Origin of the sequence: Bacillus sp. 1021 (assembly GCF_014534735.1) — a bacterium.
Lineage (GTDB): Bacteria > Bacillota > Bacilli > Bacillales > Bacillaceae > Bacillus > Bacillus siamensis.
Map to the genome: position 1 here is coordinate 1,320,876 of NZ_JACVSR010000001.1, position 23,302 is coordinate 1,344,177.

Here is a 23,302-nt window from a genome sequence, read left to right on the forward strand (position 1 = left end):
CCTTAATTACAAAGCGCTTTGCTTTTTGATAGGTGTTTTGTTAAGCGTATCGTCGTCCCCATCTCCGGCGAGGAATCAATCGAGACATCATCCATGAAGTTTTCCATAATGGTAAAGCCCATTCCGGAGCGCTCAAGCTCGGGTTTTGTCGTAAAGAGCGGCTGGCGCGCTTCCTCAAGATCCGTGATCCCGAGGCCTTCGTCACGTATGGTCAGATAGACGACATGATCCTCCAGGGTAACGGAGATGTACACCTTTCCGTCGCAATTTTCTTCATAGCCGTGGATGATTGCGTTTGTTACCGCTTCTGATACGACGGTTTTGATTTCCGTCAGCTCGTCCATCGTCGGGTCGAGCTGTGCGATAAAAGAAGCAACCGTTACACGCGCAAACGATTCATTCTGACTGAGGGCTGAAAATTCAAGATGCATCTCGTTTTTCATGATGCCACCCCCAGCGTTAAAAGCGCTTTTTGTTCTGATTGTTCGAACCTGATGATTTTAAACAGGCCCGACATGTCAAACAGACGTCTCACCGCAGGCGAAATCGCGCACACGACCATTTCTCCGCCGAGCTGTTTAATTTGTTTATAACGCCCTAAAATCACGCCGAGGCCGGAGCTGTCCATGAAGGAAAGATCTTCAAGGTTCAGCACGATGTGACGGATGCCGTCAGCCTCCAGCGATTCAGCAACCTTTTGTTTTAATGATTCTGCCGTATGGTGGTCGAGTTCACCAGTTAATCGAATACAAAGCACGGATTCTTTGACATGCAAGTCAATTCCAAGGCTCATGCTCATTCCTCCTTGATATGATCGGATAATGAGTGTTTCGATTTTCAGGAATGCAATTCCTTCACCATGACAAAACTAGTGCCCGTTCGCCACGATTATTTAAATTTTGTCCAATCTCCCATCGTCCGCTTCAGAAAAGTGAGAAAACCCGCTTTTTCCATGTCGTCTTTTGCCGTGACCGGGCTTTCAACGAGCACTTTTCCGTCTTTTTTCAGCACGAGGCTGCCGAGCACCTCCCCTTTTTTAACCGGGGCCGTTATATTGCTGTTGATTTTCACTTCTTTTTTTACTTTGTCCATGTTCTCTCCCTTTTTGGCCAGGAGGGAGATCGGTTCAGATGTGGTCAGCTTGATCAGTTTCTGTTTTCCTTTTTTCACTTTTACCGTTCCGATGATTTGATTCCGTTTATACAGCGGGTGTGTTTTGAACTGGCTGAAAGCATAATCAAGCATTTTTGTCACTTGGGCATTTCTTTCTTTCGGAGTGCTGGCTCCGAAAACAACTGCGATGACCCTCATATTTCCTTTTTTAGCGGTGGCGGTTAAACAATACTTTGCTTCACCTGTAAAACCCGTTTTCACACCGTCAACACCCGGATAAAATTTGATCAGCCGGTTTGTATTGACGAGCCAGAACTTTTTGTCTGTGTTTTCTCTTAAATAATCTTCATACGTTCCCGTAAATTGAGTGATTTTATCATACTTCAATAATTCCTTCGCCATTTTCGCCATGTCATAAGCAGAGCTGTAGTGGCCTTTTTCAGGCAATCCCGTCGGGTTTTTGAAGGAGGTATCTTTCAATCCCAATTCTTTTGCTTTTTTGTTCATCTGATTGACGAAATCCTCTTCCGAACCGGCGATATACTCTGCCATCGCGACGGATGCGTCATTTCCGGAAGCTATCGCAATTCCTTTGAGCATTTCTTTTACCGTCATTTCCTCACCGGGTTCGAGGAAAATCTGCGATCCGCCCATGGACGCGGCATGCTCACTCGTCCTGACTTTATCGCTCATCTTAATGTTACCTTTGTCAAGCGCTTCCATAATTAAAAGCATGGTCATGATTTTTGTCATGCTCGCCGGCGCCAGACGCTCCCGGCTGTTCTTGTTGTAAAGAATGTTTCCCGTATCGCGTTCAATCAGCACGGCGCTTTTGGCTTCATGAGCGAGCTCCGATGTATGTTTTCCGTCCGGCTTTGCAAAAGCGGACGGTGCTGATGCGGTTATTAAAATGCCAATCAACAAAGTGGATATAAGACGTTTCATCTCCAAAGCCCTCCATTTCATAATCCTTTTTATTTTTTCCAAGCCCGGTGGTTTTATACGCCTCATCTGGAAAATGTTTCGTTTTGAGGACATAAAAAAACAGCTGCTTCCGAAGAAACAGCTGATCTATGCTGATTTAGTTTTGAGATCGTGCAACTACGGCTTTTACAAGCTTCAAAAAGCCGCCTTTTACTTTTTCCGTCATTTCCATTACTTCATCATGGGATAACGGCTGGTCAAGAATGCCGGCTGCCGCGTTGGAAATGCACGAGATGCCAAGCACACGCATTCCCGCGTGGTTGGCGACGATGACTTCCGGCACGGTCGACATTCCGACAGCGTCAGACCCCATCGTTCTTAAAAACCGGACTTCAGCCGGCGTTTCGTAAGATGGCCCCGTAACAGCCGTGTACACACCTTTTTGAACAGGGATGCCAAGCTCAGCCGCCGTTTTTTCAGCCAAGCCTGACAGCTCTTTGTCATAGGCTTCTGACATGTCCGGGAATCTGGCTCCGAATTCCGCTTCGTTCGGACCGATTAACGGGTTGGTGCCCGTAAAGTTGATATGGTCGGTAATAATCATCAGATCACCGGCGCGGAAGTCAGTGTTGATACCGCCCGCTGCGTTCGTCACGATGAGAGATTCAACGCCGAGCGCCTTCATCACGCGGACCGGAAACGTTACCTGATCCATTGAGTAGCCTTCATAATAATGAAAGCGGCCCTGCATCGCGATGACCTGCACACCTTCAAGCGTTCCCATCACAAGCTGGCCGGCATGGCCTTCTACCGTTGAGACCGGAAAATCAGGGATCGTTTCATATGTAAGCTTGACGGCTCCTTCAATTTCATCGGCCAATACGCCGAGCCCTGAACCTAAAATCAGACCGATCTTCGGTGTTTCTTTCACGTGTTCTTTAATAAATGCAGCAGCACGTTCGATCTTTTGTTTCAAAAAAAGTCCCCCTACTGTAATCTTGATAAAAAGCTTTTTCCGTATTCCGGCTTTTCCGTTTTGAAATTATCCGCAATGGTTGCGCCGATATCGGCAAATGTATCCGCAAGCGGCAGCTGTTCAGTGTGTTTATGCTTTTTGCTGTAGACAAGAAGCGGCACATACTCCCGCGTGTGGTCCGTCCCGTGATGGACAGGATCATTGCCGTGATCCGCCGTGATGATGAGCAGATCGTCCTCTTTCATTTTTTCAAACACTTCCGGAAGCCTTGCGTCGAATTCCTCAAGCGCTTTTCCGTACCCTTCCGGATCACGGCGGTGTCCGTACAGCGCATCAAAATCAACGAGGTTGGCAAAGCTCAGGCCCGTAAAATCTTCACCGAGCGTTTCAATCACTTTGTCCATGCCGTCCATGTTAGATACCGTGCGGCGGGATGATGTGATGCCTTCTCCATCGTAAATATCAGAAATTTTACCGATGGAAATGACGTCTAAACCGCTGTCTTTCATTCCGTTCATTACCGTGCGGCCGAACGGTTTGAGCGCATAATCATGGCGGTTCGGCGTGCGTTTAAAGCTGCCAGGTTCTCCGATGAACGGTCTTGCGATAATCCGGCCGACCATGTATTTCGGATCAAGCGTCAGTTCTCTGGCTGTTTCACAGATGCTGTACAGCTCGTCAAGCGGAACGACATCTTCGTGAGCCGCAATCTGCAAAACGGAATCGGCTGATGTATAAACGATCAGCGCACCCGTTTCCATATGTTCTTTTCCGAGCTCGTCCAGAATCGCCGTCCCTGAAGCCGGCTTATTCCCGATGATTTTGCGTCCGGAACGCTTTTCAAGCTCCTGAAGAAGCTCATCCGGAAATCCTTCCGGGAACACTTTAAACGGTTTTTCAATGTAGAGACCCATAATCTCCCAGTGCCCCGTCATCGTATCTTTTCCGTTTGACGCCTCCTGCATTTTACCGTAGTACGCCAGAGGCTGCTCCGTTTTTTCCACACCCTTAATATCCCCGATCAGTCCGAGACCGAGCTGTGCCATATGGGGCATATGTAAACCGTTCATGTGCTCCGCGATATGTCCGAGCGTATTTGCGCCTATATCATTAAAATCGGCGGCGTCCGGCGCTTCACCGATTCCGACCGAATCCATTACGATCAAAAACACACGTTTATATTTGTATTCAGACATCATAAAAGCCTCCTTTTCTTCCATCTGTCCATTTTAGCTTACAGAGGTCAGACAACTCAAGTATAAACCGTTTACATTCTTATTGACAATGCCTATTCAAATAATAAGAACCTTCTCTGTATTCCGCCAATCCGACAGAAAAAAGCCGCGGCACCTTGCCAGCGGCTCCTAGGCGCGCGGATGATACTGCTTGTACACGTCCTTCAGCCTTGTTTTCGTCACATGCGTGTAAATTTGCGTCGTGGAAATATCAGCATGTCCAAGCATCTCCTGCACGGCGCGCAGGTCCGCCCCGTTTTCAAGCAGGTGCGTTGCAAAAGAGTGCCGGAGCGTGTGCGGTGTCAGTTCTTTTTTAATGCCTGCCTCAAGGGCGATTTTCTTCAGGTTTTTCCAAAATCCCTGACGGCTGATCTGCCTGCCGTGATGATTCAGAAAAAGCGCTTCGGTCACATTTTTCTTTAATAATTTCCCTCTGGCTTTTTCGATATATGCTTCGATCGCATGAGAGGCGGCTTCACCGATCGGCACAATCCGCTCTTTCCGGCCTTTTCCGAAGCAGCGGACAAATCCCATCGTCAAATGAACGTCGGATAATTTCAGCTCAATCATCTCGCTGACCCTGATGCCGGTTGCATACAGCAATTCGAGCATGGCTTTATCCCTGAGACCGAACGGGCTGTCAAGCTTAGGCGTGTCCAATAACCGCTCTACTTCGTTCAGCGCCAGCACTTTTGGGAGGGCCCGCTCTGTTTTTTGTGTTTCAATATGTACCGAAGGATCTTTATCCGCGGCTTTCTCCCTTAACAGAAATTGATGAAAAGACCGGATTGACGCCAAATGCCTGGCAGACGTCTTCCCTGATTTCCCCGAATCCTTCAAATGCTTTAAATATTGAATAATATGAAGACGGGTCACATCATTCCAAGAAGTGATCTGAAGGGTTTCAGTTAAGAAGAGAGAATAACTTTTCAGATCACGCTCATAGGACATCATCGTATTTTGGGACAGCCCTCTTTCAACCCTCACATAATGGATGAAATCCTTAATTTGATCCTTCACTCTTGATCTACTCCCCGTTTTGGTAAAAAAAGATCAACCGGCCGAACCAGCCGTCCTTCTCCTCATGTTCCGTTTTGGCCACTTTGACGGCGGAGCCTTCCGGTTTATCGTACCGATGATAGTTTTCATACTCTGAATTCACCCATATCATAGCATAATAGAACAGCGCGGTAAAACCTGTGAACAGAATAAACACTTTGATCGTATCCGCTGCTGTTTTTAGGAATCTGCCCATCTTTCGATCGATCCTTTCTTTGGCGGCTGTTAGTACACCTTATGCCAATTTCAAAGGCTTTTATACATAAAAACAGCAAAAAACCCTTTCCTGGCAGAAAAGGTTCATAGGCTTTTATTCTGTTTCATTCCCGCCGCAGCGGTGGCAGATTCCGTGAAAAGTCAATCTATGATCTTTAATTTTAAATTTCCAATCACGTTCAATCACTTCTTCAACGTCTTCAAGCAGATCTTCTTCAATTTCATCGACGGCTCCGCACTCCATGCACACCAGATGATGATGGAAGTGGGCCGCGCCCTCTTTGCGAAGGTCGTAGCGGGATACGCCGTCCCCGAAGTTAATTTTATCAACGACTTTTAATTCTGTTAATAATTCTAATGTACGGTATACTGTAGCGAGACCAATTTCAGGAGATTTCTCTTTTACGAGGAGGTATACATCTTCTGCGCTTAAATGGTCTTCTTCATTTTCAAGCAGCACCCTTACCGTTGCTTCACGCTGTGGCGTAAGCTTGTAGCTTGATGAGTGCAGCTGCTTTTTAATTCGATCAATACGGTTTTCCATGTCTTTCCCTCCTACGCCGCATTCCATGACTCATTATAACAAAATACGCGCAGAGTTCCAACTATAATTATTATAAACTGATAAATAAAAGTATTATTTTGTGATAATCATTCTAAAAGATCCGTGATGAAAGCTTTTCCATAAACAACGGAGACACATACGCTTCCAGCAGTGAAGCGATGACCGAGAAGAAAATGATGAGAATCAGCACGAAGGCGTAGCGTCCGAACCATTGGATCGGCGTGTCGTGGAGGCTGCGTTTGACAAACAGCTGCCGGATCAGTTTCAGCGAAAAAGCGATAGAGCATGTCCCCATGATAAGGTATGCCGGAATGAGAACGATGTTTTGCGGCAGCACCGAGATGAAAGACAGGAAAAATCCGTTCATCCCCATTTGATTCACTAGAAATCCGACCGTAAAACCGACGACGATTCCTTTCAAGAACACCATGATGAAAATCACCGGGAGACCGATTACGGAAATACCCAGAATCCACATCAGCCCCAAATATTTTACATCATGAAAGACGGCCTGCCAAAACATGTCTGAGGCGCCGGCATGTTTTCCGTCAGACAGCTGTCCGAAGAATTTGCTTAAATAGTAATACAAATCTTCTTTCTGCGTGATTGTCATGCTGTTGACAATGATCGCGCCGAAAATGACACCCATTAAAAACAAGACAGACACAAATATATAAAGTGACAGATGATCCTTCATATGGCGAAAAAACAGTTCTTTGTACGATTGTTTCCTCATACCGCTTTCCTCCCGCTAATCTATTGACTTGATTTAGTAGATTGTATGAAAGAAAAGAGAAAACATGACAGAGAAATCATAGAAAGGCTCCGAGATTCCGGCAAAAAAAAGAATCCCCGCCATCACTCTTGTGATCATGGGGATTCCTTTTTTTATGCTTTATTCTTTCCAGCCTGTCTTTTTTGGTTTTTGTCACTCTTTCATGCGTGCTGAAGGACGGCGCCGCCCCTCTTGATAAGACTGCGTCACGCAACCCGTTTCTTCTGAGATGCTCCCGCATTTTTTTCGCTTTGCTTTTCGCCATGTGCAGATCGCTCCTTTTTGCCTTTTCTCTATCATAACAAAAAAATCCAGGTGTGTTCATGAATAGGGCTCATGTTTCTTCCGGTAGGCGCGCAGAGATGTTTTGGCAGATGAAAAACTCCCCATTGCGGCGTATCCGTAAAAGAATCCCATAAAACTCCCCTCATACACGTGTTCGTGGTGACCGAAAACGATAGACACAATATTTCCGACAACAAGGGCAATCGTGGGAACGAATATGCCGGGAACCCTGCAGAACACTTTGATCAGCTGTGTGACGCATAAGACGACCGGCACACCGATCACAGCATCCCAAATATTTGTATGGATCAGCGGAAAATAATCCACATTGACACCTCTTTATTCCGTCTTTTGCTTCTGTTAGCCTGCCAAAGAATTCCGCTTTCTATTCATGATAAAAAAGCACCGGATACATATCCGGTGCTTTGAGCGTTATTTATTTTCCCGCCGCGGCCCGCTCTACAGCTGCCGATACGGCGTGATGCACGTCCGCGTCCAAAGGCTGAGGCACGAGATCACCGTGTTTCGTACAAGAAGCGATGGCTTCAGCGGCCGCCACAAGCATTTCATGATCAATTTTCTTGCTTTTCGCGTTCAGCGCGCCGCGGAAAATACCCGGGAAGCCGAGAACATTATTGACTGAACGGCCGTCGGCTGCATAAGCGGCTCCGGCCTGCAGCGCCTCTTCCGGTTCAATCTCCGGCTTCGGATTAGATAAGGCCAGAATGACTTGTCCTTTTCTGACATCCTCTTTTTTAATGAGCCCCGGAACTCCTGTCGTGCTGATCACAATGTCACACGTGTCCATTAAATCTTTAATGCTTTCAAGCGGCTGACCTCCGTATTGAGCGAGGCGGTTCATTGCTTCTTCTGACTTGTCCGTTCCGCAGACTGCTTTGACTCCGTATGCCATAAACATACGGCAGATGGCGACGCCCGCCGCGCCGAGACCGATCTGTCCGACTTTCGCTTCTTTTAAATCAAGACCTGCGCTTTTACAAGCGGAAATGGCGGCGGCGAGAGTGACGACCGCCGTGCCGTGCTGGTCGTCGTGCATAACCGGAATGTCCAATTCTTCCTTCAGGCGGTCTTCAATGTCAAAGCAGTGAGGCGAACCGATATCTTCAAGCAGAATTCCGCTGAATCCCGGAGAAATATGTTTTACCGTGCGGATGATTTCTTCCGGATCAGAGGTGTCGAGCAAAATCGGAATACCGCTGATGCCTGCCAGCTGGTCAAAAAGCGCTGCCTTCCCTTCCATTACGGGCATTCCGGCGACAGAGCCGATGTTGCCGAGACCGAGAATCGCCGTTCCGTCGGTGACAATGGCGACAGAATTGCTGATGGTCGTATAGATGGATGCTTTTTCAGGCTCGCTTTCGATCAGTCTGCACACATCGGCCACGCCCGGCGTATAAACACGGCCAAGCTCAGCCAGTGTCCGGATCGGCATTTTGCTTTTCATCTGAATTTTTCCGCCTTCATGAGCAGAGAGCACTTCATCTGAGACGGTATGAAGCCGGATGCCTTCACCGAGAGCTTCAATGGCTTGAATGATTTCCTGCAGCTGCTCATCATTTTCGGCCTGCACCGTAATGTTGCGCATGGTGTAGTTCGGGCCGACTTTAACGGTTTCAACTTCCCCGATATCTCCGCCCATCACTCCGATGGCTGTTGCCACTTTTCCCAGATTTCCGGGCACAGTCGGCGTTTCTATCATTAACGTCCGAATCATATGCTTTGTAATCATAAAATACCTCCCTAACCCAGTTTTTGAGATTGCAAGGATTTTTCTTTCGTGTACCAAATGAATTTACCCGTGTATCCGTACAATATGGCCAGTCCGATAGATACAAAACTGAGCCACATGAACGGCAGATAAGAAAACGTGGATACGCCGAGAATGCCGGCCATATAGATGCCGTTGTCAGACCATGGCACCATCCCTGAAGTAAGCGTGCCGCCCACCTCGGCATTCCGGGATAAAATTCTTCTGTCAAGTTTCAGTTTATCATAACTGTTCTCCATAATTTTCGGCGTCAGTATCAATGACACATACATCGCACAGCCGAAAATGTTTGCTAAAAGGGCGACGATCAGCGTCGAAAGCGTTACATTTCCCGGTGTGGTCAGTTTTTTCTCAAAAGTTGAGACAATCACTTTTAATACGCCGAGCTTCTCAAGAATTCCTCCAAACCCGAGACCGAAAAGGATAACGACCAACGTATCCAGCATGCCGGTGATGCCTCCGCGGTTTAACAGGCCATTTAAAAATTCGACATCCGTTTTAATAGAAAAACCATTGTAAGCAGTCGCGATGGCACTGGCAAAATTCATTCCCTGAAAAACAGAAGCCCAGATGGCGCCAAGCAAGGCGCCGATGACGATAACGGGCATAGACGGCTTTTTCAAAATCAGCAGGACGACGACGACAACCGCCGGGATAAGCATCCATATATGAATATCAAACGTTTTCTGCAATGCAGACTTTAAAAATTCCACTTTATCAAGATCAATATTTTTTCCGCCGTATATAAATCCCGTTACGGTAAAAAGAATGGCCGTAATGATATAGGACGGAATGGACAGATACATCATCGCTCTGACGTGTGACAGCACATCCACCTTAGAAAGCGTGGAGGCAAGCACCGTACTGTCAGACAGCGGTGAAAGCTTGTCCCCGAAGTAAGCGCCGGACAAAACGGCCCCCGCTACGATCGGAAGCGGTATGCCCATTCCCTCTCCGATGGCAATCATGGCGATTCCCGCCGTCCCCACGGTTCCCCAGGACGTCCCGGTCGCAACGGACATAACCGAACAAATAACCAATGTAGCAAGCAGGAACACATGAGGATTAATAAACTCTAAACCATAATAAATTAAAGTCGGCACAACGCCGCCGGCAATCCATGTCCCGATAAGGGCACCGACTGAAACTAGGATCAGAACGGCTTCAAGACCGTTTGATATCCCGGTGACAATGGATGACTGCAAGTCTTTATATGAATGTCCCAGCCTGATTCCGAGAATAATAGCGATAAACCAGGATATAAAGAGAGCAAGCTGGATCGGCAGGTCTAAAAACACTGTGAATGACAAAACAAGCGCTAAAAACCCGAATAATAAGATAATAATTTCCAATAAATTTGGCAATCTGATCTCTTTCACAAAAAAATCCCCCTAGAAGAAAAAGCTAAAACGCTTTCATAAAATGATATAACAAATTATACTATACTTCCTCATCCCTTTGTATGGCAACCGCCTATTCACTGAAAAACGTGAAAAGGCGGCTGTTGTTGCTTCAAAATTTATTTTTCTAAAAGATCTTTTCCGGCAATCCCCGGTTTTGTCATTTCATACGGATTCAAAATGATATCCAATTCTTCTTCTGTCAGTACATCGTTTTGGAGACAGAGATCTCTTACAGATTGCCCCGTCATGATTGCTTCACGGGCAATTCGCGCAGCCGCCTCATATCCAAGGTGCGGGTTGACCGCTGTAATAACGCCGACGCTTTTTTCCACGTATTGCTTCAGGCGTTTTTCGTTGGCTTCAATCCCCGCCAGGCAATGATCGGTAAATGATCGGAAACCGTTGTTCATAATACTGATGGATTGAAGCAGGTTAAATACGAGCACCGGCTCCATCACGTTAAGCTCCAGCTGGCCCGCTTCTGAAGCGAGGCAGATCGTATTGTCATTCCCGATGACCTGGAAGGCGATTTGGTTGATCAGCTCTGCCATGACAGGGTTGACTTTCCCCGGCATAATGGATGATCCCGGCTGACGGGCGGGCAGTGAAATTTCCGCAAGTCCCGCGCGCGGACCTGAGGCCATTAAGCGCAGATCGTTGGCGATTTTAGACATATTCATCATGCATACCTTCAACGCGGCTGAAACTTCCGTATAAGCATCAGTGTTTTGTGTGGCATCAACCAAATGGCCGGCGCCGACAAGAGGCAGTCCGCTGATGTCAGCCAGGTGCTTTACAACCTGTTCTATGTAGCGCGGATCAGCGTTAAGTCCCGTACCTACAGCCGTTGCCCCCATGTTTACTTCATACAGATGCTGGCGGGATTGTTTAATTCGCTTTATATCACGCTCAAGCACGCGGCTGTACGCTTCAAATTCCTGTCCGAGACGGATCGGCACAGCGTCCTGAAGGTGTGTGCGTCCCATTTTAATGACAGAATCAAATTGTTTCGCTTTATCTTTAAAGACACTCAGCATATGCGCCATTGTATCAAGGAGCTTATCCAGAAGTTTTAAGGTAGAAATATGAATCGCCGTCGGGAACACGTCGTTTGTCGATTGTGACATATTGACGTGTGTGTTCGGGCTGAGATGAATGTATTCACCTTTTTTATGTCCCATGATTTCAAGCGCTCTGTTGCCGATTACTTCGTTGGCATTCATGTTCATGGACGTTCCGGCTCCCCCTTGGATCGGATCGACGATGAATTGGTCATGCCATTTACCCTCAAGAATCTCGTCTGCGGCCTGGACAATCGCGTTGCCGATTCCTTCATAGAGGCGCTTTACATCCATATTGGCAAGCGCCGCCGCTTTTTTGACGATGGCGAGCGCATTAATCATTTCTTCATGGATGCGGTAGCCGGTAATCGGAAAGTTTTCTTTCGCGCGCAGCGTTTGGATTCCGTAATACACATCAGCTTCAATTTGTTTTTCTCCGAGGAAATCTTTTTCCTGACGATATTCTTTTTGCGCGTTTGTCATGCTAAAACCCTACTTTCTCTTTGATGGTGGTCTTTTTTACAGTACAACGTCGTCTGCGATCGGTGTCTCCATTATGTTTTTGACTTCGGCCAAATTGTGAGACTGGCCGAGCGCCCACATTAATTTCGGCACAATGGCTTCTGTGTTCATATTTCTTGAACGGATGATGAGATCTTGATTGACTCTCCGTCCGACTTCATAGACACTCATGTCTTCTCCTTCTTCAAGACATTGTGTCGTAATGACAACGACAATGCCGCTTTCAATCATTTCATTGACTTTGGCGAGAATGTCTCTTCCTTCAAACGGCACGCCGCCGCTGCCGTAGCTTTCAATGACGATTCCTTTGTACATACCCTTTAACGCGTCAAACATTTCCGGTTTAAGACCCGGATGAAGCTTGAGCAGGCACACGTCCGTGCAAAGTGACGTATTGACCGTAAAGGCGTCGTCTTTTGGCATGTGCACGTGTTTGTTGTATTCAATTCCGTTTTCGGTAATAAACGCGATATACGGGTAGTTAATGCTCTCAAATGCATCATAGCTTTTCGTTCTTAATTTAATGGCGCGGGTGCCTTGAATGACTCTGCCGTCAAATACGACGTATACGCCGCCCACCCCTTCACATGCGAAGCGGATCGCGTCCGTGATATTTTTTTTGGCATCGGTTTTTTGAAATGTAATCGGGATTTGCGAACCCGTAATGACGATCGGTTTATCGGCATGCTGAAGCATATAAGACAGCGCCGCTGATGTATATGCCATTGTGTCTGTGCCGTGCGTGATGACGAACCCGTCATACGCGTCATATTTTTCTTTGACAGCATCAGCTATTTGGACCCAATATTCAGGCTGCATATTGGTGCTGTCGATGTTCATTAACGAATGGGTTTCCATCGTGTAATCGTTATCAAGTTTTGATACGTAGGTTAACAATTCGTCTGCTTTCACCCCGGGTGCAAGCCCGTTTTCTCCTTCGACTGAGGCGATTGTTCCTCCGGTTGTTAACAGCAATAATTTTTTCATACCCTGCACCTCTTCATCATTTCTCAAGATGTTTAAGCATTCGCTTTTCGCATACTTTTAATCAAATTATAGACAGACGAATGAAATTAATCAAGTGATTATTATTCAATTCGCGTACACTTTTACACATCGATATGATATAATTTTGCTCAAGTGAAAAGGAGCGGTTTTGAATATGAATTTAGATCGTTTAACTGAACTGAGAAAAAAGAAAAATTGGTCTCTTCAATATACAGCTGACCGGCTCGGCATCGCAAAAAGCACATACGCCGGGTATGAGTCAGGCTACCGGCGCCCGTCATTCGAAGCGCTGGGCACGCTTGCCGATCTGTTTGACACGACGTGCGACGATTTACTGGGGCGCACTGAAAAAAAGGCGGAGCCGTTTGCCCAGACCATCGAATTAACAAAAGCCGCACAAGGCCGCGGCACACTGACCGTTGACGGGGAGCCGCTTAATCAGGATGAAATCATCGAATTGATTGCGTTTGTCCGCACGAAAAAAAAGGTACAGGAGGAGCTTCGCTAAAAACCGGCTTTACGGCTTGATCCGGCCGTATGTTCCTCCGCCTCCCGCCTCAAGGGCGAGCTGCCCGGTGCGCGCTTTATGAATGACAGCCGCTATTTTGGGCTGCACGATGCGTGCCAGGTCCTCTTCTTCTGCCTGATGAAGAATCGCCATTTCCGTCCCGAAAGTCCGCTTTAGTTTTTCCAATGTTTTCGGCCCGACTCCGGGAATGAACTGCAGAGGGATTTGATGAATATACGGAGGCCGCGGCACGCGGCTTTTTTTCGGTCCGCTCAGTTCCTCCAGCCGTTCACTGACCCCTTTTGTCATTGTTTTCCCGCCGCATTCCGTACATTTTAAAGCTCCTTTTTCAGCCGGGCTGCCGCAGCGGTCGCAAGCCGTCCTGTAATACTTCCCGAGCTTCGGGTTCAGTCCGTAATTCGCCGTGATTCTTCTTCCGCCCTTCCCTTTTAGAGCCAGCGAAAATTCCGTAAAGTTCGCTTTCTTCAGAAGCATTTCATTATATTCTCTGCCGATTTTTCCTAAGGAATGCGCATCAGAATTTGTTAAAAATGTATACGGATCAAGTTCCGTTAATCGTGAAGCCATGTCAGTGTCGCAGCTTAATCCGAGTTCCGCCGCGTCAATAAGCGCCGGGTCGAAAACTTCTGTCAAAGAAGATCTGACCCCTTTTCCGTACAGGCTTTTATGCGGGGTGAACATATGGGCGGGAATAAACAGCCCGCCCAATTCCTTTGTTTTCTTTTGAAGATTCAAACCGGTCTCGTAAATACGCTGGGAACTGAGATGGATATTTTTAAGCCTTTTTGCGAGCCACTCAGAAAACATCTTCATTTCGGCAAGAGCCGGCATAAAGACGAGAACGTGAATCGGTCCGCGGCATGTGTGATCATAAATTTCAAGCTCACTGCCCAACAGAAGCGTCGTATTCCGATAGCGGATGCCGCCTTCTTTCAGCTCACGGTATCTGCCTTCATCAATTCCGAGCTCGATTTCTTCCAAGACTTCCGGGGAATGGCAGTCGATGATGCCCAATAGTTCAATTCCCTTCCCCTCGCTTGCTTCTTCCAAAATCCGCTGCAGCGTCAACGTTTTAGCCCCGGTGATTTTGACCGGTCTTCCCGTATAGGTGCGCCCGATATGAATATGCAGATCCGCATAAACGGTTTTCATCATTTTTCCTTCAGCGCTTCTTTCAGCTGGAGATACTGAATCGCGTATGCCGTTTTAGCGTCATACACCCGGCGGGATTCAACCAGCTTCACGGCCTCTTCAAGCGTGACCTGCATCACTTCGACAAATTCATCCTCATCCAGTTCGCGCTTTTCTTCAAGCAATGAAAGCCCTTCAGCAAGAAAGAGGTGCACGATTTCATCAGCAAATCCGGGTGATGTATAAAAAGCGGTGATTTTCGTCAAGGTTTCCGCCGTATATCCCGTTTCTTCTTCTAGCTCTCTTAATGCGGTATGTTCGGGCTCTTCTCCTTTTTCCAGCTTGCCGGCCGGAATTTCAACGATTGTCCGTTCCAGCGGCTTTCTGAACTGGTTCACCAAAATGATTTTTCCTTCTTCGGTTATCGCAAGTACGGCCACCGCTCCCGGATGTTTGACGATTTCCCGCTTGCTTGTTTTTCCGTTCGGGAGCTCTACATCCTCTAAGTAAAGATCTATGACTTTCCCGTCATACAGCTTTTTTTTCGCAAGTGTTTTTTCTTCTAAATGTTTCATCATGTCATCTCCCGTTCTGTCTCTCTATTATGCCTCATATATTTTATCATACATGCATAAGAGGGAGGTGCTTTTCGATTGAAGGTGTACCGGAAGGATAAGAGCATCGTATTGGTCGGAAAGGCTTGGGAAGTGCGGGCTAAATTGAAAGAGTACGGACGGACATTCCGCTATGTCGGAGATTGGATCACCGGGCCTTAACAGTTGAAAACTTCGCGCCTTTATATTACGGTCAATAAAAGACCATAAAAAGGAGCAAAATGATGAGAAAACGCAAATTGGGACGTTCTGATTTAGAAATAAGCGAAATCGGGCTCGGCTGTATGTCGCTCGGCACGGATAAAGCTAAGGCGCTGTCTATTTTGGATGAAGCGATCGAGCTTGGAATCAATTATTTAGATACCGCTGATCTTTATGATTTCGGCAGAAATGAGGAAATCGTCGGGGAGGCCGTCAAAAACCGCAGACACGACATCATTTTAGCCACGAAAGCCGGAAACCGCTGGAATGATGAGAAAGACGGCTGGCATTGGGACGCTTCCAAAGGATACATAAAAGAAGCGGTCAAAAACAGTCTGCGCCGGCTGAAAACGGACTATATCGACCTTTATCAGCTGCATGGCGGCACAATGGAGGATCAGATTGATGAAACGATCGAAGCGTTCGAGGACTTAAAACAGGAAGGTGTCATCCGGTATTACGGCATTTCCTCGATTCGTCCGAATGTCATTAAAGAATATGTGAAAAAATCAAATATCACAAGTATTATGATGCAATACAGCCTGCTGGATCGGCGTCCCGAGGAGTGGCTTCCCCTTTTAGAGGAGAACGGAATCAGCGTCGTCGCCAGAGGGCCTGTCGCTAAAGGGCTTCTTACGGAAAAACCGCTCGATCAAGCGGCCGCAAGCGTAAAAGAGAACGGCTATTTAACATATTCTTTTGAAGAACTGGCAGAAACCAAAAAAGCGATTAACGCTGCTGTGCCTGATCTGAGCATGACGGAGCTTTCTCTTCAATACTTGCTTTCACAGCCGGCCGTCGCTTCTGTCATCACCGGAGCAAGCTCGCCTGAACAGCTGAGAGAAAACTGTTCGGCTGCAGAAGCCCGGCGTTTAAGCAGTCAGGAAATCAAAGCCCTGCAATACCATACAAAACAGGACGTATACGAAGCCCATCGTTCTTAAACAATAAAACCGGCACCTTGTCAGATGCCGGTTTATTTATATTTGTGCCAATCGAGACTGCTTTCATTCAGCAGCTCTTCAAAGCTTTTATTTTTTTCTTTTTCTTTTCGTTTTCTGATTTGTTCCGCCTTTTGCTGCGCCTGTTTTTTCTCGTCTTCTTCCTTCAGCTCACTTTTCATTTGCAAAAGCCTGGCCTTCAGATCTTCCTCCAGATTGTCTTTTAAGCTGTGTTTTTCTTTAGACAGCTGCTTTTTCATCATTATACCCCCGTATCTGAATAATGGTGAAGCAAGTGTACCATGGAGCGCCGGAGGCCGGCAACGTTCATAGGGAAGGATTTTTCATATTAAAGGAGGGTGCCTGCGTGAAAAAATGGCTGGCGGTGTTCGGTTCTGCTTGTGCGGTCTTTTTGGCCGCCGGATTTGCTTTTACGAATCTGATCATGTTTATGAAGAAAAAGACGGATGAAGACATCATAAAAAGAGAAAGGGCAGACTGGCGTGGGGTATTTGATTCCTTTCAGGCCATGGAAAAAGAAGAGGCCGTCATCTTGTCACGCCACGGGTATGAGATCAAAGGCTTTTACATCGCCCCGCATCGTACGGCAAACACGATGATTATTTGTCACGGTGTTACCGTCAATTTGTTTAATTCATTGAAATACATGGATTTGTTTCTGGATTTAGGCTGGAGTGTGCTCGTGTATGACCACCGCCGGCACGGAAAAAGCGGCGGCCGAACAACGAGCTACGGTTATTTTGAAAAAGATGATTTGGAAGAAGCCGTGAATTGGGTGAGAAACAAAATCGGGGACGGCGGTCAAATCGGTATCCACGGCGAATCAATGGGAGCTGTGTCGGCCTTATTATACGCGGGAGATCATCAGGATGGAGACGGCGCTGATTTTTATATTGCGGACTGTCCGTTCGCAAGTTTTCACGATCAGTTAGCCTACAGGCTGAAGCGGGAATTCCGGCTGCCTCGGTGGCCGCTGCTGCCTTTGGCTGATTTCTTTTTGCTGGTGAGAGAAGGATACCGCATCCGTGACGTCTCGCCTTTATCGGTTATCAGCCGCATCCGGCAGCCCGTTCTGTTTATCCACAGTAAGGAGGATGATTATATACCTCCCGCTTCCTCCGAAATGCTGCACCGCAGAAAACGCGGCCCGAAGATGCTGTATCTGGCCGAATCGGGCGGGCATGCCATGTCGTACACCAAAAATCCGGAGAGCTACCGTCAAGCCGTGCAAACCTTTTTAGATACCATAACGCAAACGTAAAAAAGCGAAAGAACGTATACTGGTTCTTTCGCTTTCCCGTCATAAAACGTCGGTAATCCCGTCCATATTTTCTCCGATCCAGTCAATGGCGAGGTCGATTGTCGTAAACTCCTGCGCTTTGAAGGTCATCTCATCCTGAAGCAGCCAGACATCCTTTTGTACGGATTCAGCGCCTCCGATGGACCAGTGCAGCAGACTGTACGGATGGTTGTTGTTCAAAAAGGATACCCACGTTTTATGCTGTGCCGTCTGTTTAATGGCTTTCAGCTTTTGATTCACTTTCAGTTTCTCCCTGCTTTACTAATATGCTCATTCTCGGGCTCAGCATTTCTGCCGGGCTTTTTAAGACGAGCGTTTTTGCCTTTTCATTGTAATCGATTGTCATTTCCTCGTCAAAAAACACTTTTTGAGAAGTCTGGATGTAAAGCGGAAGTCCGTTGGTTTCAATGCGTTCGCATTGTCCCGTTAATTCGTCCGCCAGCCAGATGGCCGGCACGCCGCTGACCGCGCACCCGCAGCCTTCTGCGTCATAGCGGAGCTGCGCTTTTTTCTCCGGGTTGGCGTCCATTACCTGCAAAAGCGTGTGTTTCGCGGCATCTGTCACATGTATTTGCATAGGTGATCCTCCGTGTTTCATTTTCGCCATTGTAGCATACCGAGCCGCTGTATGCATTGTTTCTGCTTTTTTTACAGCAGCCCGCTCTCCCAGTCCTTTGCCTCTTGTTCAGCCGCCTTGATCCAGTCCTTTTTCCCTTCAATATACTTTGCCATATCGTACGGGTATGTCTCAGCGAGCCGCTTTTTCAGGCTTTGCGGTGAGGTAATCCCGGAACAGCAGATGACGCCCCACGTCCGGATGGCCTGTTTCGTATATGTGGATGTGGTGTGTGCGCTTGCTGCCGCCTTTTTGAAAGAAACGCCGGCCCTCTATCCCGTTTTCCCCTTTCGCCTCATAGCCGAGTGCTTCCAGCTGCGGACTGAGTCGGTCAGCGTCCGAAATATCTTTAACCTCCGCCAGTATATCAATGACGGGTTTTGCGGCCATCCCGGGGATGGAGGTGCTGCCGATGTGGCTGACCGAATGGAGTGCGCGGCCGAAGATTCGGAGCAAATTCGCTTTCTCTCTTTCAAACATCTCTTTCCATTCCGGCTGGTGCGGTATAACTTCCGCTTTTCTCTTCGGATAAAGATGAAAAAATGAGAGGGTCAGCCCTTCCGGCGTCTTAGTCTGTCCGGCTTCCGTGAACCCTGCTTTTAAATAGAGAGAGACTGCCGGAACGTTTTGACTGGCGGTAGCCGCCTCTATTTTTTGGGCATCCCGGTTTTGGTCTATCACAAATTGAATAAGCGCCCGTCCGATTCCTTTCCGAAAGCCGGATGGGTGCACCGTCAGCCTGCATATGACAAGGTCATATCCCTTTTTTTCATACGAAATGACGCCTGCGAGCTGATCTTTTACTCTGAAACCGGCAAACGTCTCCTGTGACCGCTGTATGTCTTCGGCTGTTTCATGCAGACCGGGAATACCGAAAAAGCCGATCAGCTCGGCTTCTTTTTGATAAGAGCAGCGCTGAACCGCCGCAATTTCCCGCGCCGTCTGTTCTTGTGTATGCTGTAAAAATGCAATCAATCTTCCGCTCCTTTTGACGCAAACATCCGCTGCGGCTCCGTCCTTGTCATGCGGACTGCATACGCTTCATACCAGGCGCTTCTTCCTTTTTGTTTTGCCGCCCGGTGGTCAGTATGGTCTTTCCACCTTTTAATCGCCTCCAGGCTGTCCCAGCAGGGAACCGTGATGCGCTCTGCCGTTTGTTCATATTCCTCATCATATTCTCTCTTGATTGATGAAAAAATGACCGCATTATAAGGCGGTTTGGGCGTGTCAGCTAAAAAGCCCATTTTCAGCCTCCTCTATATGTATTTCACAAACAGAATCCGGTCTTCTCCCGGACCGTCATAATTCGCAAAAACAGGGATTCCGTTTACGGTTTTGGTTCCTTTTTCAACTTCAAAGCCTAATTTTGTATGATAAGCGATTGATACTTTATTGACAGGCGCCGTCACGCAATTGACTTTTGTGCAGCCCCTTTCTTTCACCGTCTCCATAAATCGGTCATAAAGCTGTTTTCCAATTTGCATTTTTCTGAAATCCGGATGCACACCGGAAAAATGTATGTATGCCGTCTCAGGGTCTGATTGTGACTGAAACCCGATTAAAAAACCGGTCATTCCCTCCGGCCCGAACGTAATAAAGCTTGTGTCCTGAAAATGTTCAAAAAACAAGCGCGGCAGTTTGTCTTTCATCTGCCTGCCGCCCCACCATTCATTCAAAACAGACGTAACCATTTCATAGTCTTCAGAGGTAATTGTTCGAATATCCATTATCGATTGACTCTCCTTTTCGTCCGGCAAAATGAATGTCAGCTCTTCTCATTGGAATATAAAAAATTATATGTGGGTTGTTTGCAATTGTAAATGATTTCTTTTCAAGCGGACGAATCAGCCCGTCTTCCAACCGGGGAATGATTTACCAGTATAAACATGGTCATTGTTCGGGTAAAATGAAAAACAGAACAAATGTTCCCGGAGGTTTTTTTATGGCTGATATTCTTCTTGTTGATATGCAATCGTTTTATGCGTCTGTGGAAAAAGCGGAAGCGCCTCATCTTAAAAACCGGCCCGTCATTGTCTCGGGAGATCCCGAAAGACGCAGCGGCGTCGTGCTTGCGGCTTGTCCGCTCGCCAAACGATACGGCGTAAAAAATGCTGAACGGCTGGGGGAAGCGCAGGCCAAATGTCCAGACGCCGTTATCGTCCGGCCGCGGATGCAGCGGTATATTGATGTCTCCGTTATGATTACCGAGCTGTTCGAGCGGTATACCGATCTTGTAGAACCCTACTCCATCGATGAGCAGTTTCTCGACGTGACCGGGAGCAGGCGGCTGTTCGGTGATCCTTTTACAATCGCCAAAAACATTCAACAAGCGATTATGCGTGAATTCGGAATTTATGCCCGTGTCGGCATCGGGCCGAATAAGGCGCTCGCGAAAATGGCTTGCGACCATTTTGCCAAAAAAAACGCATCCGGCATCCACAGATTGGATATGTCAAATATCAGGCAGGATCTGTGGCCGCTGCCGGTCGGAAAATTATTCGGCATCGGAAAACGGATGGAGCATCATTTAAGGCGGATGGGCATCAGCACGATCGGCGGGCTTGCCGCGCATCCTCCCGAACTGCTGAAAAAGCGCTGGGGCATTAACGGCGAATTGCTTCAGCGGACAGCCCGCGGCATCGATCCCTCTCCGGTCACCGTCAACACGCACAGCCGGCAAAAAGCGATCGGCCATAACATGACTCTTCCGAGAGACTACAGCCGCTTTGAGGATATCAAAGTCGTATTGCTGGAGTTAAGCGAAGAAGTGGCCCGCCGCGCCCGTTTTAAACAATACATCGGCCATACGGTTTCAGTCAGCATCAGGGGCGCCGATTTTGATTTCCCTTCAGGTTTTCACAGACAGAAAAAGCTCGTCTCTCCGACCAATTTCGGAATGGATATTTTTAAAACGGCGGTCAAGCTCTTCAAAGAGCACTGGAACGGGGAGCCCGTCCGCAGCGCCGGCGTCGCCCTTTCCCAGCTGGAGCCCTGTGATTATGTTCAGCTGAGCCTGTTCGATGCCCAGGAAAAAAAGATCAGTCTCGGCAAAGTATTGGATGATATCCATGAGCGGTACGGCCCTGCGTCGCTGCTCCATGCCGTGTCGCTGACAGAGGCCGGCCAAGCCTTTCACCGGGCTGAAAAAATCGGCGGGCATTACAAATAATTGAGGTGATATACATGAATCCGAACAAATTAACACCCGGATATAATGTCATGTGGGAGTCAAGCCGGATGATGCTCCCCGAACACCGGGAGCAGCTGCTTGCAAAGAAACGAAAAGAACGGGAATTCCGGCCGCCGGAACTGAGCGAAGAGCAAATGAACGACATGAACCGCATCATTGCGGCGGCGATTGAAGAAGACAGGGCCATCTCAGTCACCTACGCTTCCGCACACGGCCCCCGCCGGTTTTGGGGATGGGTAAAACAAGTGAAGCATGACGAAAAACGTTTAAAAATCATAAACGATGAAGATGCGTTAACCCTGCCGTTTCATCTTATTCTCTCAGCTGAACTGGAATAAAAGAACCTAAAGCGGCCTGACAGAAAATATGATAGAAGAGTGGGAGGATCACATGATATTTAGTAGAATAAGGATGAATGATAAGAATAGGAGAATATACGATGGATCAATTTGTAGAAAAAATGCTGGGACAGGCCCTCCGCCAGTATGGACGGAATGTATCGACAGATCCGCTGAGCCCCTATGAAAAACAGAGTTTGAAAAAAGCTTTAGAAGAAAGAAGGAACGAAGAACCCGATGAGGACCTCCATGCCCATGTAGAAGATATTATCTACGATTATGTCACCAATCAGGGGCAGTTCTCCTGACACGGACGTTTATGCGCCGGGCGATAAGGGAAACGTCCGAGAGTAAACCCTTAAAGATTGCGTGGTGCAGAATATGCCTGTCGGGCCTTATTTCAAGATCGGCTATGCCGTTCTTCTGTTATTTCTCATCATTTATCTCGGAACATTAATAGACTTTTTGTTCCAGCCTGTTGTGATTACGGTTAAAACCTTGTTTCCGCCCATTGTGTTATCGGGCGTCCTTTACTATTTGTGCCGCCCGCTCGTCACAGTGCTGCATGCGAAATTAAAGCTGCCTGAAGGAATCGCAATTTTAGCGATTTATGCGGGAACAGCCGGCCTTTTTGTCCTCTTCCTTTACACGGCGGGCCCTGCCGTTCAAAAACAGTTTACAGCCTTCACAGATCACATTCCCGAGCTTTCCGCAAAAGCTGAAAATTGGATCGGGCATCTCCAGGACAGTAAATGGTTTTCCCGGCTTCAGCATGAGGATTCCTTCAAAAAATTAGCAGACAAAGCTGCAAATTATTCCGGTTCAATCGCTGATTCTCTCAGCAGCCTGGCCGGTGCGGCTGCCAATGCCGCCATCACCGCCGCCATTATTCCGTTTGCGCTGTATTACATGTTAAAAGAAGGAAATAAAGCGCCCCGGCGGCTGCTCCGGCTTCTTCCGGAAAAACATCAAAAGGAAGGAAAACAAATCCTCCGGGACATGGATGAGGCTCTCAGTTCATACATACAAGGACAGCTGCTCGTCAGTTTCTGTGTCGGCGTGCTCGTCACGATCGGCTATTTCATCATCGGGCTCGATTATCCGCTCGTTCTGGGCGCGTTCGCCATGGTGACAAACCTGATTCCGTTTATCGGACCTTGGATCGGCACATTTCCCGGAGTCATTGTCGGATTGTTGGATTCACCGACCGAGGCGGTGCTTGTGATTACGGTTGTCGTCATTGTCCAGCAGCTTGAAAGCCAACTGATTTCCCCGCAAATTATGGGCCGGAAGCTGGACATTCACCCGCTGACCATCATTTTTCTTCTGCTGGCCGCCGGCAAATTCTCGGGTATTGCCGGGATGCTGCTGGCCATTCCGGGATATGCGGCCGCAAAGGTGATCATAAGCCACATGCAGAAACTGTTCATACTCAGAAAAAAACAAGGCTAGAGAGACACTAAAATGAAAAATGGCGGGCTCAGAGAAGC

The 23,302-nt window shown here is 47.6% G+C and carries 30 protein-coding genes and 1 pseudogene; 8 read left to right on the forward strand and 23 right to left on the reverse strand.

Going from position 1 to position 23,302, the window contains the following annotated elements; genetic code table 11:
• Positions 1-2: 2 nt before the first annotated feature.
• The 15 genes from spoIIAB to ICW23_RS06500 form a co-directional block, all read right to left on the reverse strand.
• Positions 3-443, reverse strand: coding sequence for an anti-sigma F factor (gene spoIIAB, locus ICW23_RS06430; RefSeq protein WP_016939159.1), 441 nt, complete (start codon positions 441-443; stop codon positions 3-5).
• Positions 440-793 carry an anti-sigma F factor antagonist gene (gene spoIIAA / locus ICW23_RS06435; protein ID WP_016939160.1) on the reverse strand — a complete coding sequence of 118 codons (354 nt, stop codon included), beginning with the start codon at positions 791-793 and terminating at the stop codon, positions 440-442. Before spoIIAA ends, spoIIAB begins: the two co-directional genes overlap by 4 nt.
• Positions 794-888: 95 nt before the next feature.
• The gene (locus ICW23_RS06440) at positions 889-2,058 is read right to left on the reverse strand and encodes a D-alanyl-D-alanine carboxypeptidase family protein (RefSeq protein ID WP_045925499.1); all 1,170 of its coding nucleotides are present in this window, start codon (positions 2,056-2,058) and stop codon (positions 889-891) included.
• Positions 2,059-2,194: 136 nt separating this feature from the next.
• On the reverse strand, positions 2,195-3,013 hold the full coding sequence (locus tag ICW23_RS06445; protein ID WP_045925500.1) for a purine-nucleoside phosphorylase: 819 nt from the start codon (positions 3,011-3,013) through the stop codon (positions 2,195-2,197).
• A gap of 11 nt (positions 3,014-3,024) precedes the next feature.
• Complete coding sequence (deoB, locus tag ICW23_RS06450) at positions 3,025-4,209, reverse strand: phosphopentomutase (RefSeq protein WP_016939163.1); 1,185 nt, start codon at positions 4,207-4,209, stop codon at positions 3,025-3,027.
• A 168-nt stretch (positions 4,210-4,377) separates the two neighbouring features.
• On the reverse strand, positions 4,378-5,268 hold the full coding sequence (gene xerD / locus ICW23_RS06455) for a site-specific tyrosine recombinase XerD (protein ID WP_045925501.1): 891 nt from the start codon (positions 5,266-5,268) through the stop codon (positions 4,378-4,380).
• A gap of 7 nt (positions 5,269-5,275) precedes the next feature.
• Positions 5,276-5,503 (reverse strand): YqzK family protein, encoded by a 228-nt coding sequence (locus ICW23_RS06460; RefSeq protein ID WP_003153331.1) that lies wholly within the window; start codon positions 5,501-5,503, stop codon positions 5,276-5,278.
• A gap of 114 nt (positions 5,504-5,617) precedes the next feature.
• Positions 5,618-6,067: a ferric iron uptake transcriptional regulator gene (gene fur / locus ICW23_RS06465; RefSeq protein WP_016939165.1), complete on the reverse strand. Its 450-nt coding sequence runs from the start codon at positions 6,065-6,067 to the stop codon at positions 5,618-5,620.
• 112 nt (positions 6,068-6,179) lie between these two features.
• Entirely contained in the window at positions 6,180-6,824 is a 645-nt protein-coding gene (gene spoIIM, locus ICW23_RS06470; protein WP_047475690.1) for a stage II sporulation protein M, read from the reverse strand.
• A gap of 76 nt (positions 6,825-6,900) precedes the next feature.
• On the reverse strand, positions 6,901-7,128 hold the full coding sequence (locus tag ICW23_RS06475; RefSeq protein WP_095241746.1) for a hypothetical protein: 228 nt from the start codon (positions 7,126-7,128) through the stop codon (positions 6,901-6,903).
• A 56-nt stretch (positions 7,129-7,184) separates the two neighbouring features.
• Positions 7,185-7,475 (reverse strand): hypothetical protein, encoded by a 291-nt coding sequence (locus tag ICW23_RS06480; protein ID WP_016939168.1) that lies wholly within the window; start codon positions 7,473-7,475, stop codon positions 7,185-7,187.
• A gap of 109 nt (positions 7,476-7,584) precedes the next feature.
• Positions 7,585-8,898 carry an NAD-dependent malic enzyme gene (locus tag ICW23_RS06485; RefSeq protein WP_064779049.1) on the reverse strand — a complete coding sequence of 438 codons (1,314 nt, stop codon included), beginning with the start codon at positions 8,896-8,898 and terminating at the stop codon, positions 7,585-7,587.
• 11 nt (positions 8,899-8,909) lie between these two features.
• Positions 8,910-10,316, reverse strand: a complete 1,407-nt coding sequence (nhaC, locus tag ICW23_RS06490) for a Na+/H+ antiporter NhaC (protein ID WP_188154180.1) — start codon at positions 10,314-10,316, stop codon at positions 8,910-8,912.
• A 140-nt stretch (positions 10,317-10,456) separates the two neighbouring features.
• Positions 10,457-11,884, reverse strand: a complete 1,428-nt coding sequence (gene aspA / locus ICW23_RS06495) for an aspartate ammonia-lyase (RefSeq protein WP_003153322.1) — start codon at positions 11,882-11,884, stop codon at positions 10,457-10,459.
• A 36-nt stretch (positions 11,885-11,920) separates the two neighbouring features.
• Positions 11,921-12,910, reverse strand: coding sequence for a type I asparaginase (locus tag ICW23_RS06500; protein ID WP_016939171.1), 990 nt, complete (start codon positions 12,908-12,910; stop codon positions 11,921-11,923).
• Between the two features lie 175 nt (positions 12,911-13,085).
• Between ICW23_RS06500 and ICW23_RS06505 the strand changes: the two genes are divergently transcribed.
• On the forward strand, positions 13,086-13,439 hold the full coding sequence (locus tag ICW23_RS06505; protein WP_016939172.1) for a helix-turn-helix domain-containing protein: 354 nt from the start codon (positions 13,086-13,088) through the stop codon (positions 13,437-13,439).
• A gap of 9 nt (positions 13,440-13,448) precedes the next feature.
• On the opposite strand, the gene ICW23_RS06510 is transcribed toward ICW23_RS06505, so the two are convergent.
• A complete protein-coding gene (locus tag ICW23_RS06510; RefSeq protein WP_016939173.1) occupies positions 13,449-14,612 on the reverse strand; it encodes a TIGR00375 family protein in 1,164 nt (387 codons plus the stop codon).
• Complete coding sequence (locus tag ICW23_RS06515; RefSeq protein WP_016939174.1) at positions 14,612-15,166, reverse strand: NUDIX domain-containing protein; 555 nt, start codon at positions 15,164-15,166, stop codon at positions 14,612-14,614. The genes ICW23_RS06510 and ICW23_RS06515 overlap by 1 nt, the downstream gene beginning before the upstream one ends.
• Positions 15,167-15,244: 78 nt before the next feature.
• On the opposite strand from ICW23_RS06515, the gene mciZ reads away from it, so the two are divergent.
• Positions 15,245-15,367, forward strand: a complete 123-nt coding sequence (gene mciZ / locus ICW23_RS06520; RefSeq protein ID WP_003153315.1) for a Z-ring formation inhibitor MciZ — start codon at positions 15,245-15,247, stop codon at positions 15,365-15,367.
• A 62-nt stretch (positions 15,368-15,429) separates the two neighbouring features.
• Positions 15,430-16,350 (forward strand): aldo/keto reductase, encoded by a 921-nt coding sequence (locus tag ICW23_RS06525; RefSeq protein ID WP_016939175.1) that lies wholly within the window; start codon positions 15,430-15,432, stop codon positions 16,348-16,350.
• Positions 16,351-16,382: 32 nt separating this feature from the next.
• Here the strand turns inward: ICW23_RS06525 and ICW23_RS06530 are convergent, their stop codons facing one another.
• A complete protein-coding gene (locus ICW23_RS06530; protein ID WP_049628723.1) occupies positions 16,383-16,607 on the reverse strand; it encodes a YqkE family protein in 225 nt (74 codons plus the stop codon).
• 107 nt (positions 16,608-16,714) lie between these two features.
• Between ICW23_RS06530 and ICW23_RS06535 the strand changes: the two genes are divergently transcribed.
• Complete coding sequence (locus tag ICW23_RS06535) at positions 16,715-17,629, forward strand: alpha/beta hydrolase (protein WP_188154181.1); 915 nt, start codon at positions 16,715-16,717, stop codon at positions 17,627-17,629.
• Between the two features lie 39 nt (positions 17,630-17,668).
• Here the strand turns inward: ICW23_RS06535 and ICW23_RS06540 are convergent, their stop codons facing one another.
• The 5 genes and pseudogenes from ICW23_RS06540 to ICW23_RS06560 form a co-directional block, all read right to left on the reverse strand.
• Positions 17,669-17,908, reverse strand: a complete 240-nt coding sequence (locus tag ICW23_RS06540) for a DUF2552 family protein (protein ID WP_003153307.1) — start codon at positions 17,906-17,908, stop codon at positions 17,669-17,671.
• Positions 17,883-18,245: an iron-sulfur cluster biosynthesis family protein gene (locus tag ICW23_RS06545; protein WP_188154182.1), complete on the reverse strand. Its 363-nt coding sequence runs from the start codon at positions 18,243-18,245 to the stop codon at positions 17,883-17,885. The genes ICW23_RS06540 and ICW23_RS06545 overlap by 26 nt, the downstream gene beginning before the upstream one ends.
• Before the next feature lie 74 nt (positions 18,246-18,319).
• Positions 18,320-19,259, reverse strand: a pseudogene (locus tag ICW23_RS06550) (GNAT family N-acetyltransferase); the annotation flags it as partial.
• Positions 19,256-19,528, reverse strand: a complete 273-nt coding sequence (locus tag ICW23_RS06555; RefSeq protein WP_188154183.1) for an antibiotic biosynthesis monooxygenase family protein — start codon at positions 19,526-19,528, stop codon at positions 19,256-19,258. The pseudogene ICW23_RS06550 and the gene ICW23_RS06555, both read right to left, overlap by 4 nt.
• Before the next feature lie 12 nt (positions 19,529-19,540).
• Positions 19,541-20,011 (reverse strand): GNAT family N-acetyltransferase, encoded by a 471-nt coding sequence (locus ICW23_RS06560; RefSeq protein ID WP_064779041.1) that lies wholly within the window; start codon positions 20,009-20,011, stop codon positions 19,541-19,543.
• Positions 20,012-20,226: 215 nt separating this feature from the next.
• Here ICW23_RS06560 and ICW23_RS06565 point away from each other — a divergent pair, with 215 nt between their 5' ends.
• From ICW23_RS06565 to ICW23_RS06580, 4 genes are all read left to right on the forward strand, one after another.
• The gene (locus ICW23_RS06565; protein ID WP_188154184.1) at positions 20,227-21,453 is read left to right on the forward strand and encodes a DNA polymerase IV; all 1,227 of its coding nucleotides are present in this window, start codon (positions 20,227-20,229) and stop codon (positions 21,451-21,453) included.
• Positions 21,454-21,467: 14 nt separating this feature from the next.
• Complete coding sequence (locus tag ICW23_RS06570) at positions 21,468-21,812, forward strand: YolD-like family protein (protein ID WP_045926984.1); 345 nt, start codon at positions 21,468-21,470, stop codon at positions 21,810-21,812.
• Between the two features lie 101 nt (positions 21,813-21,913).
• Positions 21,914-22,120 (forward strand): YqzH family protein, encoded by a 207-nt coding sequence (locus ICW23_RS06575; RefSeq protein ID WP_016939183.1) that lies wholly within the window; start codon positions 21,914-21,916, stop codon positions 22,118-22,120.
• Between the two features lie 73 nt (positions 22,121-22,193).
• Positions 22,194-23,264, forward strand: coding sequence for an AI-2E family transporter (locus ICW23_RS06580; RefSeq protein ID WP_047475679.1), 1,071 nt, complete (start codon positions 22,194-22,196; stop codon positions 23,262-23,264).
• Positions 23,265-23,302 lie beyond the last annotated feature (38 nt).

Excerpts from the sequence above, each read along its gene's own strand:
- ICW23_RS06525 (WP_016939175.1), top strand. The coding sequence starts at position 15,430 with ATGAGAAAACGCAAATTGGGACGTTCTGATTTAGAAATAAGCGAAATC.
- spoIIAA (WP_016939160.1), bottom strand. The coding sequence starts at position 793 with ATGAGCCTTGGAATTGACTTGCATGTCAAAGAATCCGTGCTTTGTATT.
- ICW23_RS06485 (WP_064779049.1), bottom strand. The coding sequence starts at position 8,898 with ATGATTACAAAGCATATGATTCGGACGTTAATGATAGAAACGCCGACT.
- aspA (WP_003153322.1), bottom strand. The coding sequence starts at position 11,884 with ATGACAAACGCGCAAAAAGAATATCGTCAGGAAAAAGATTTCCTCGGA.
- ICW23_RS06545 (WP_188154182.1), bottom strand. The coding sequence starts at position 18,245 with ATGCAAATACATGTGACAGATGCCGCGAAACACACGCTTTTGCAGGTA.
- ICW23_RS06560 (WP_064779041.1), bottom strand. The coding sequence starts at position 20,011 with ATGGATATTCGAACAATTACCTCTGAAGACTATGAAATGGTTACGTCT.
- ICW23_RS06575 (WP_016939183.1), top strand. The coding sequence starts at position 21,914 with ATGGATCAATTTGTAGAAAAAATGCTGGGACAGGCCCTCCGCCAGTAT.
- ICW23_RS06500 (WP_016939171.1), bottom strand. The coding sequence starts at position 12,910 with ATGAAAAAATTATTGCTGTTAACAACCGGAGGAACAATCGCCTCAGTC.
- ICW23_RS06565 (WP_188154184.1), top strand. The coding sequence starts at position 20,227 with ATGGCTGATATTCTTCTTGTTGATATGCAATCGTTTTATGCGTCTGTG.
- ICW23_RS06440 (WP_045925499.1), bottom strand. The coding sequence starts at position 2,058 with ATGAAACGTCTTATATCCACTTTGTTGATTGGCATTTTAATAACCGCA.
- ICW23_RS06475 (WP_095241746.1), bottom strand. The coding sequence starts at position 7,128 with ATGGCGAAAAGCAAAGCGAAAAAAATGCGGGAGCATCTCAGAAGAAAC.
- ICW23_RS06515 (WP_016939174.1), bottom strand. The coding sequence starts at position 15,166 with ATGAAACATTTAGAAGAAAAAACACTTGCGAAAAAAAAGCTGTATGAC.
- spoIIM (WP_047475690.1), bottom strand. The coding sequence starts at position 6,824 with ATGAGGAAACAATCGTACAAAGAACTGTTTTTTCGCCATATGAAGGAT.
- ICW23_RS06570 (WP_045926984.1), top strand. The coding sequence starts at position 21,468 with ATGAATCCGAACAAATTAACACCCGGATATAATGTCATGTGGGAGTCA.
- fur (WP_016939165.1), bottom strand. The coding sequence starts at position 6,067 with ATGGAAAACCGTATTGATCGAATTAAAAAGCAGCTGCACTCATCAAGC.
- ICW23_RS06505 (WP_016939172.1), top strand. The coding sequence starts at position 13,086 with ATGAATTTAGATCGTTTAACTGAACTGAGAAAAAAGAAAAATTGGTCT.
- spoIIAB (WP_016939159.1), bottom strand. The coding sequence starts at position 443 with ATGAAAAACGAGATGCATCTTGAATTTTCAGCCCTCAGTCAGAATGAA.
- ICW23_RS06510 (WP_016939173.1), bottom strand. The coding sequence starts at position 14,612 with ATGAAAACCGTTTATGCGGATCTGCATATTCATATCGGGCGCACCTAT.
- ICW23_RS06460 (WP_003153331.1), bottom strand. The coding sequence starts at position 5,503 with ATGGGCAGATTCCTAAAAACAGCAGCGGATACGATCAAAGTGTTTATT.
- ICW23_RS06580 (WP_047475679.1), top strand. The coding sequence starts at position 22,194 with ATGCCTGTCGGGCCTTATTTCAAGATCGGCTATGCCGTTCTTCTGTTA.
- ICW23_RS06530 (WP_049628723.1), bottom strand. The coding sequence starts at position 16,607 with ATGAAAAAGCAGCTGTCTAAAGAAAAACACAGCTTAAAAGACAATCTG.
- deoB (WP_016939163.1), bottom strand. The coding sequence starts at position 4,209 with ATGTCTGAATACAAATATAAACGTGTGTTTTTGATCGTAATGGATTCG.
- ICW23_RS06555 (WP_188154183.1), bottom strand. The coding sequence starts at position 19,528 with ATGGGCTTTTTAGCTGACACGCCCAAACCGCCTTATAATGCGGTCATT.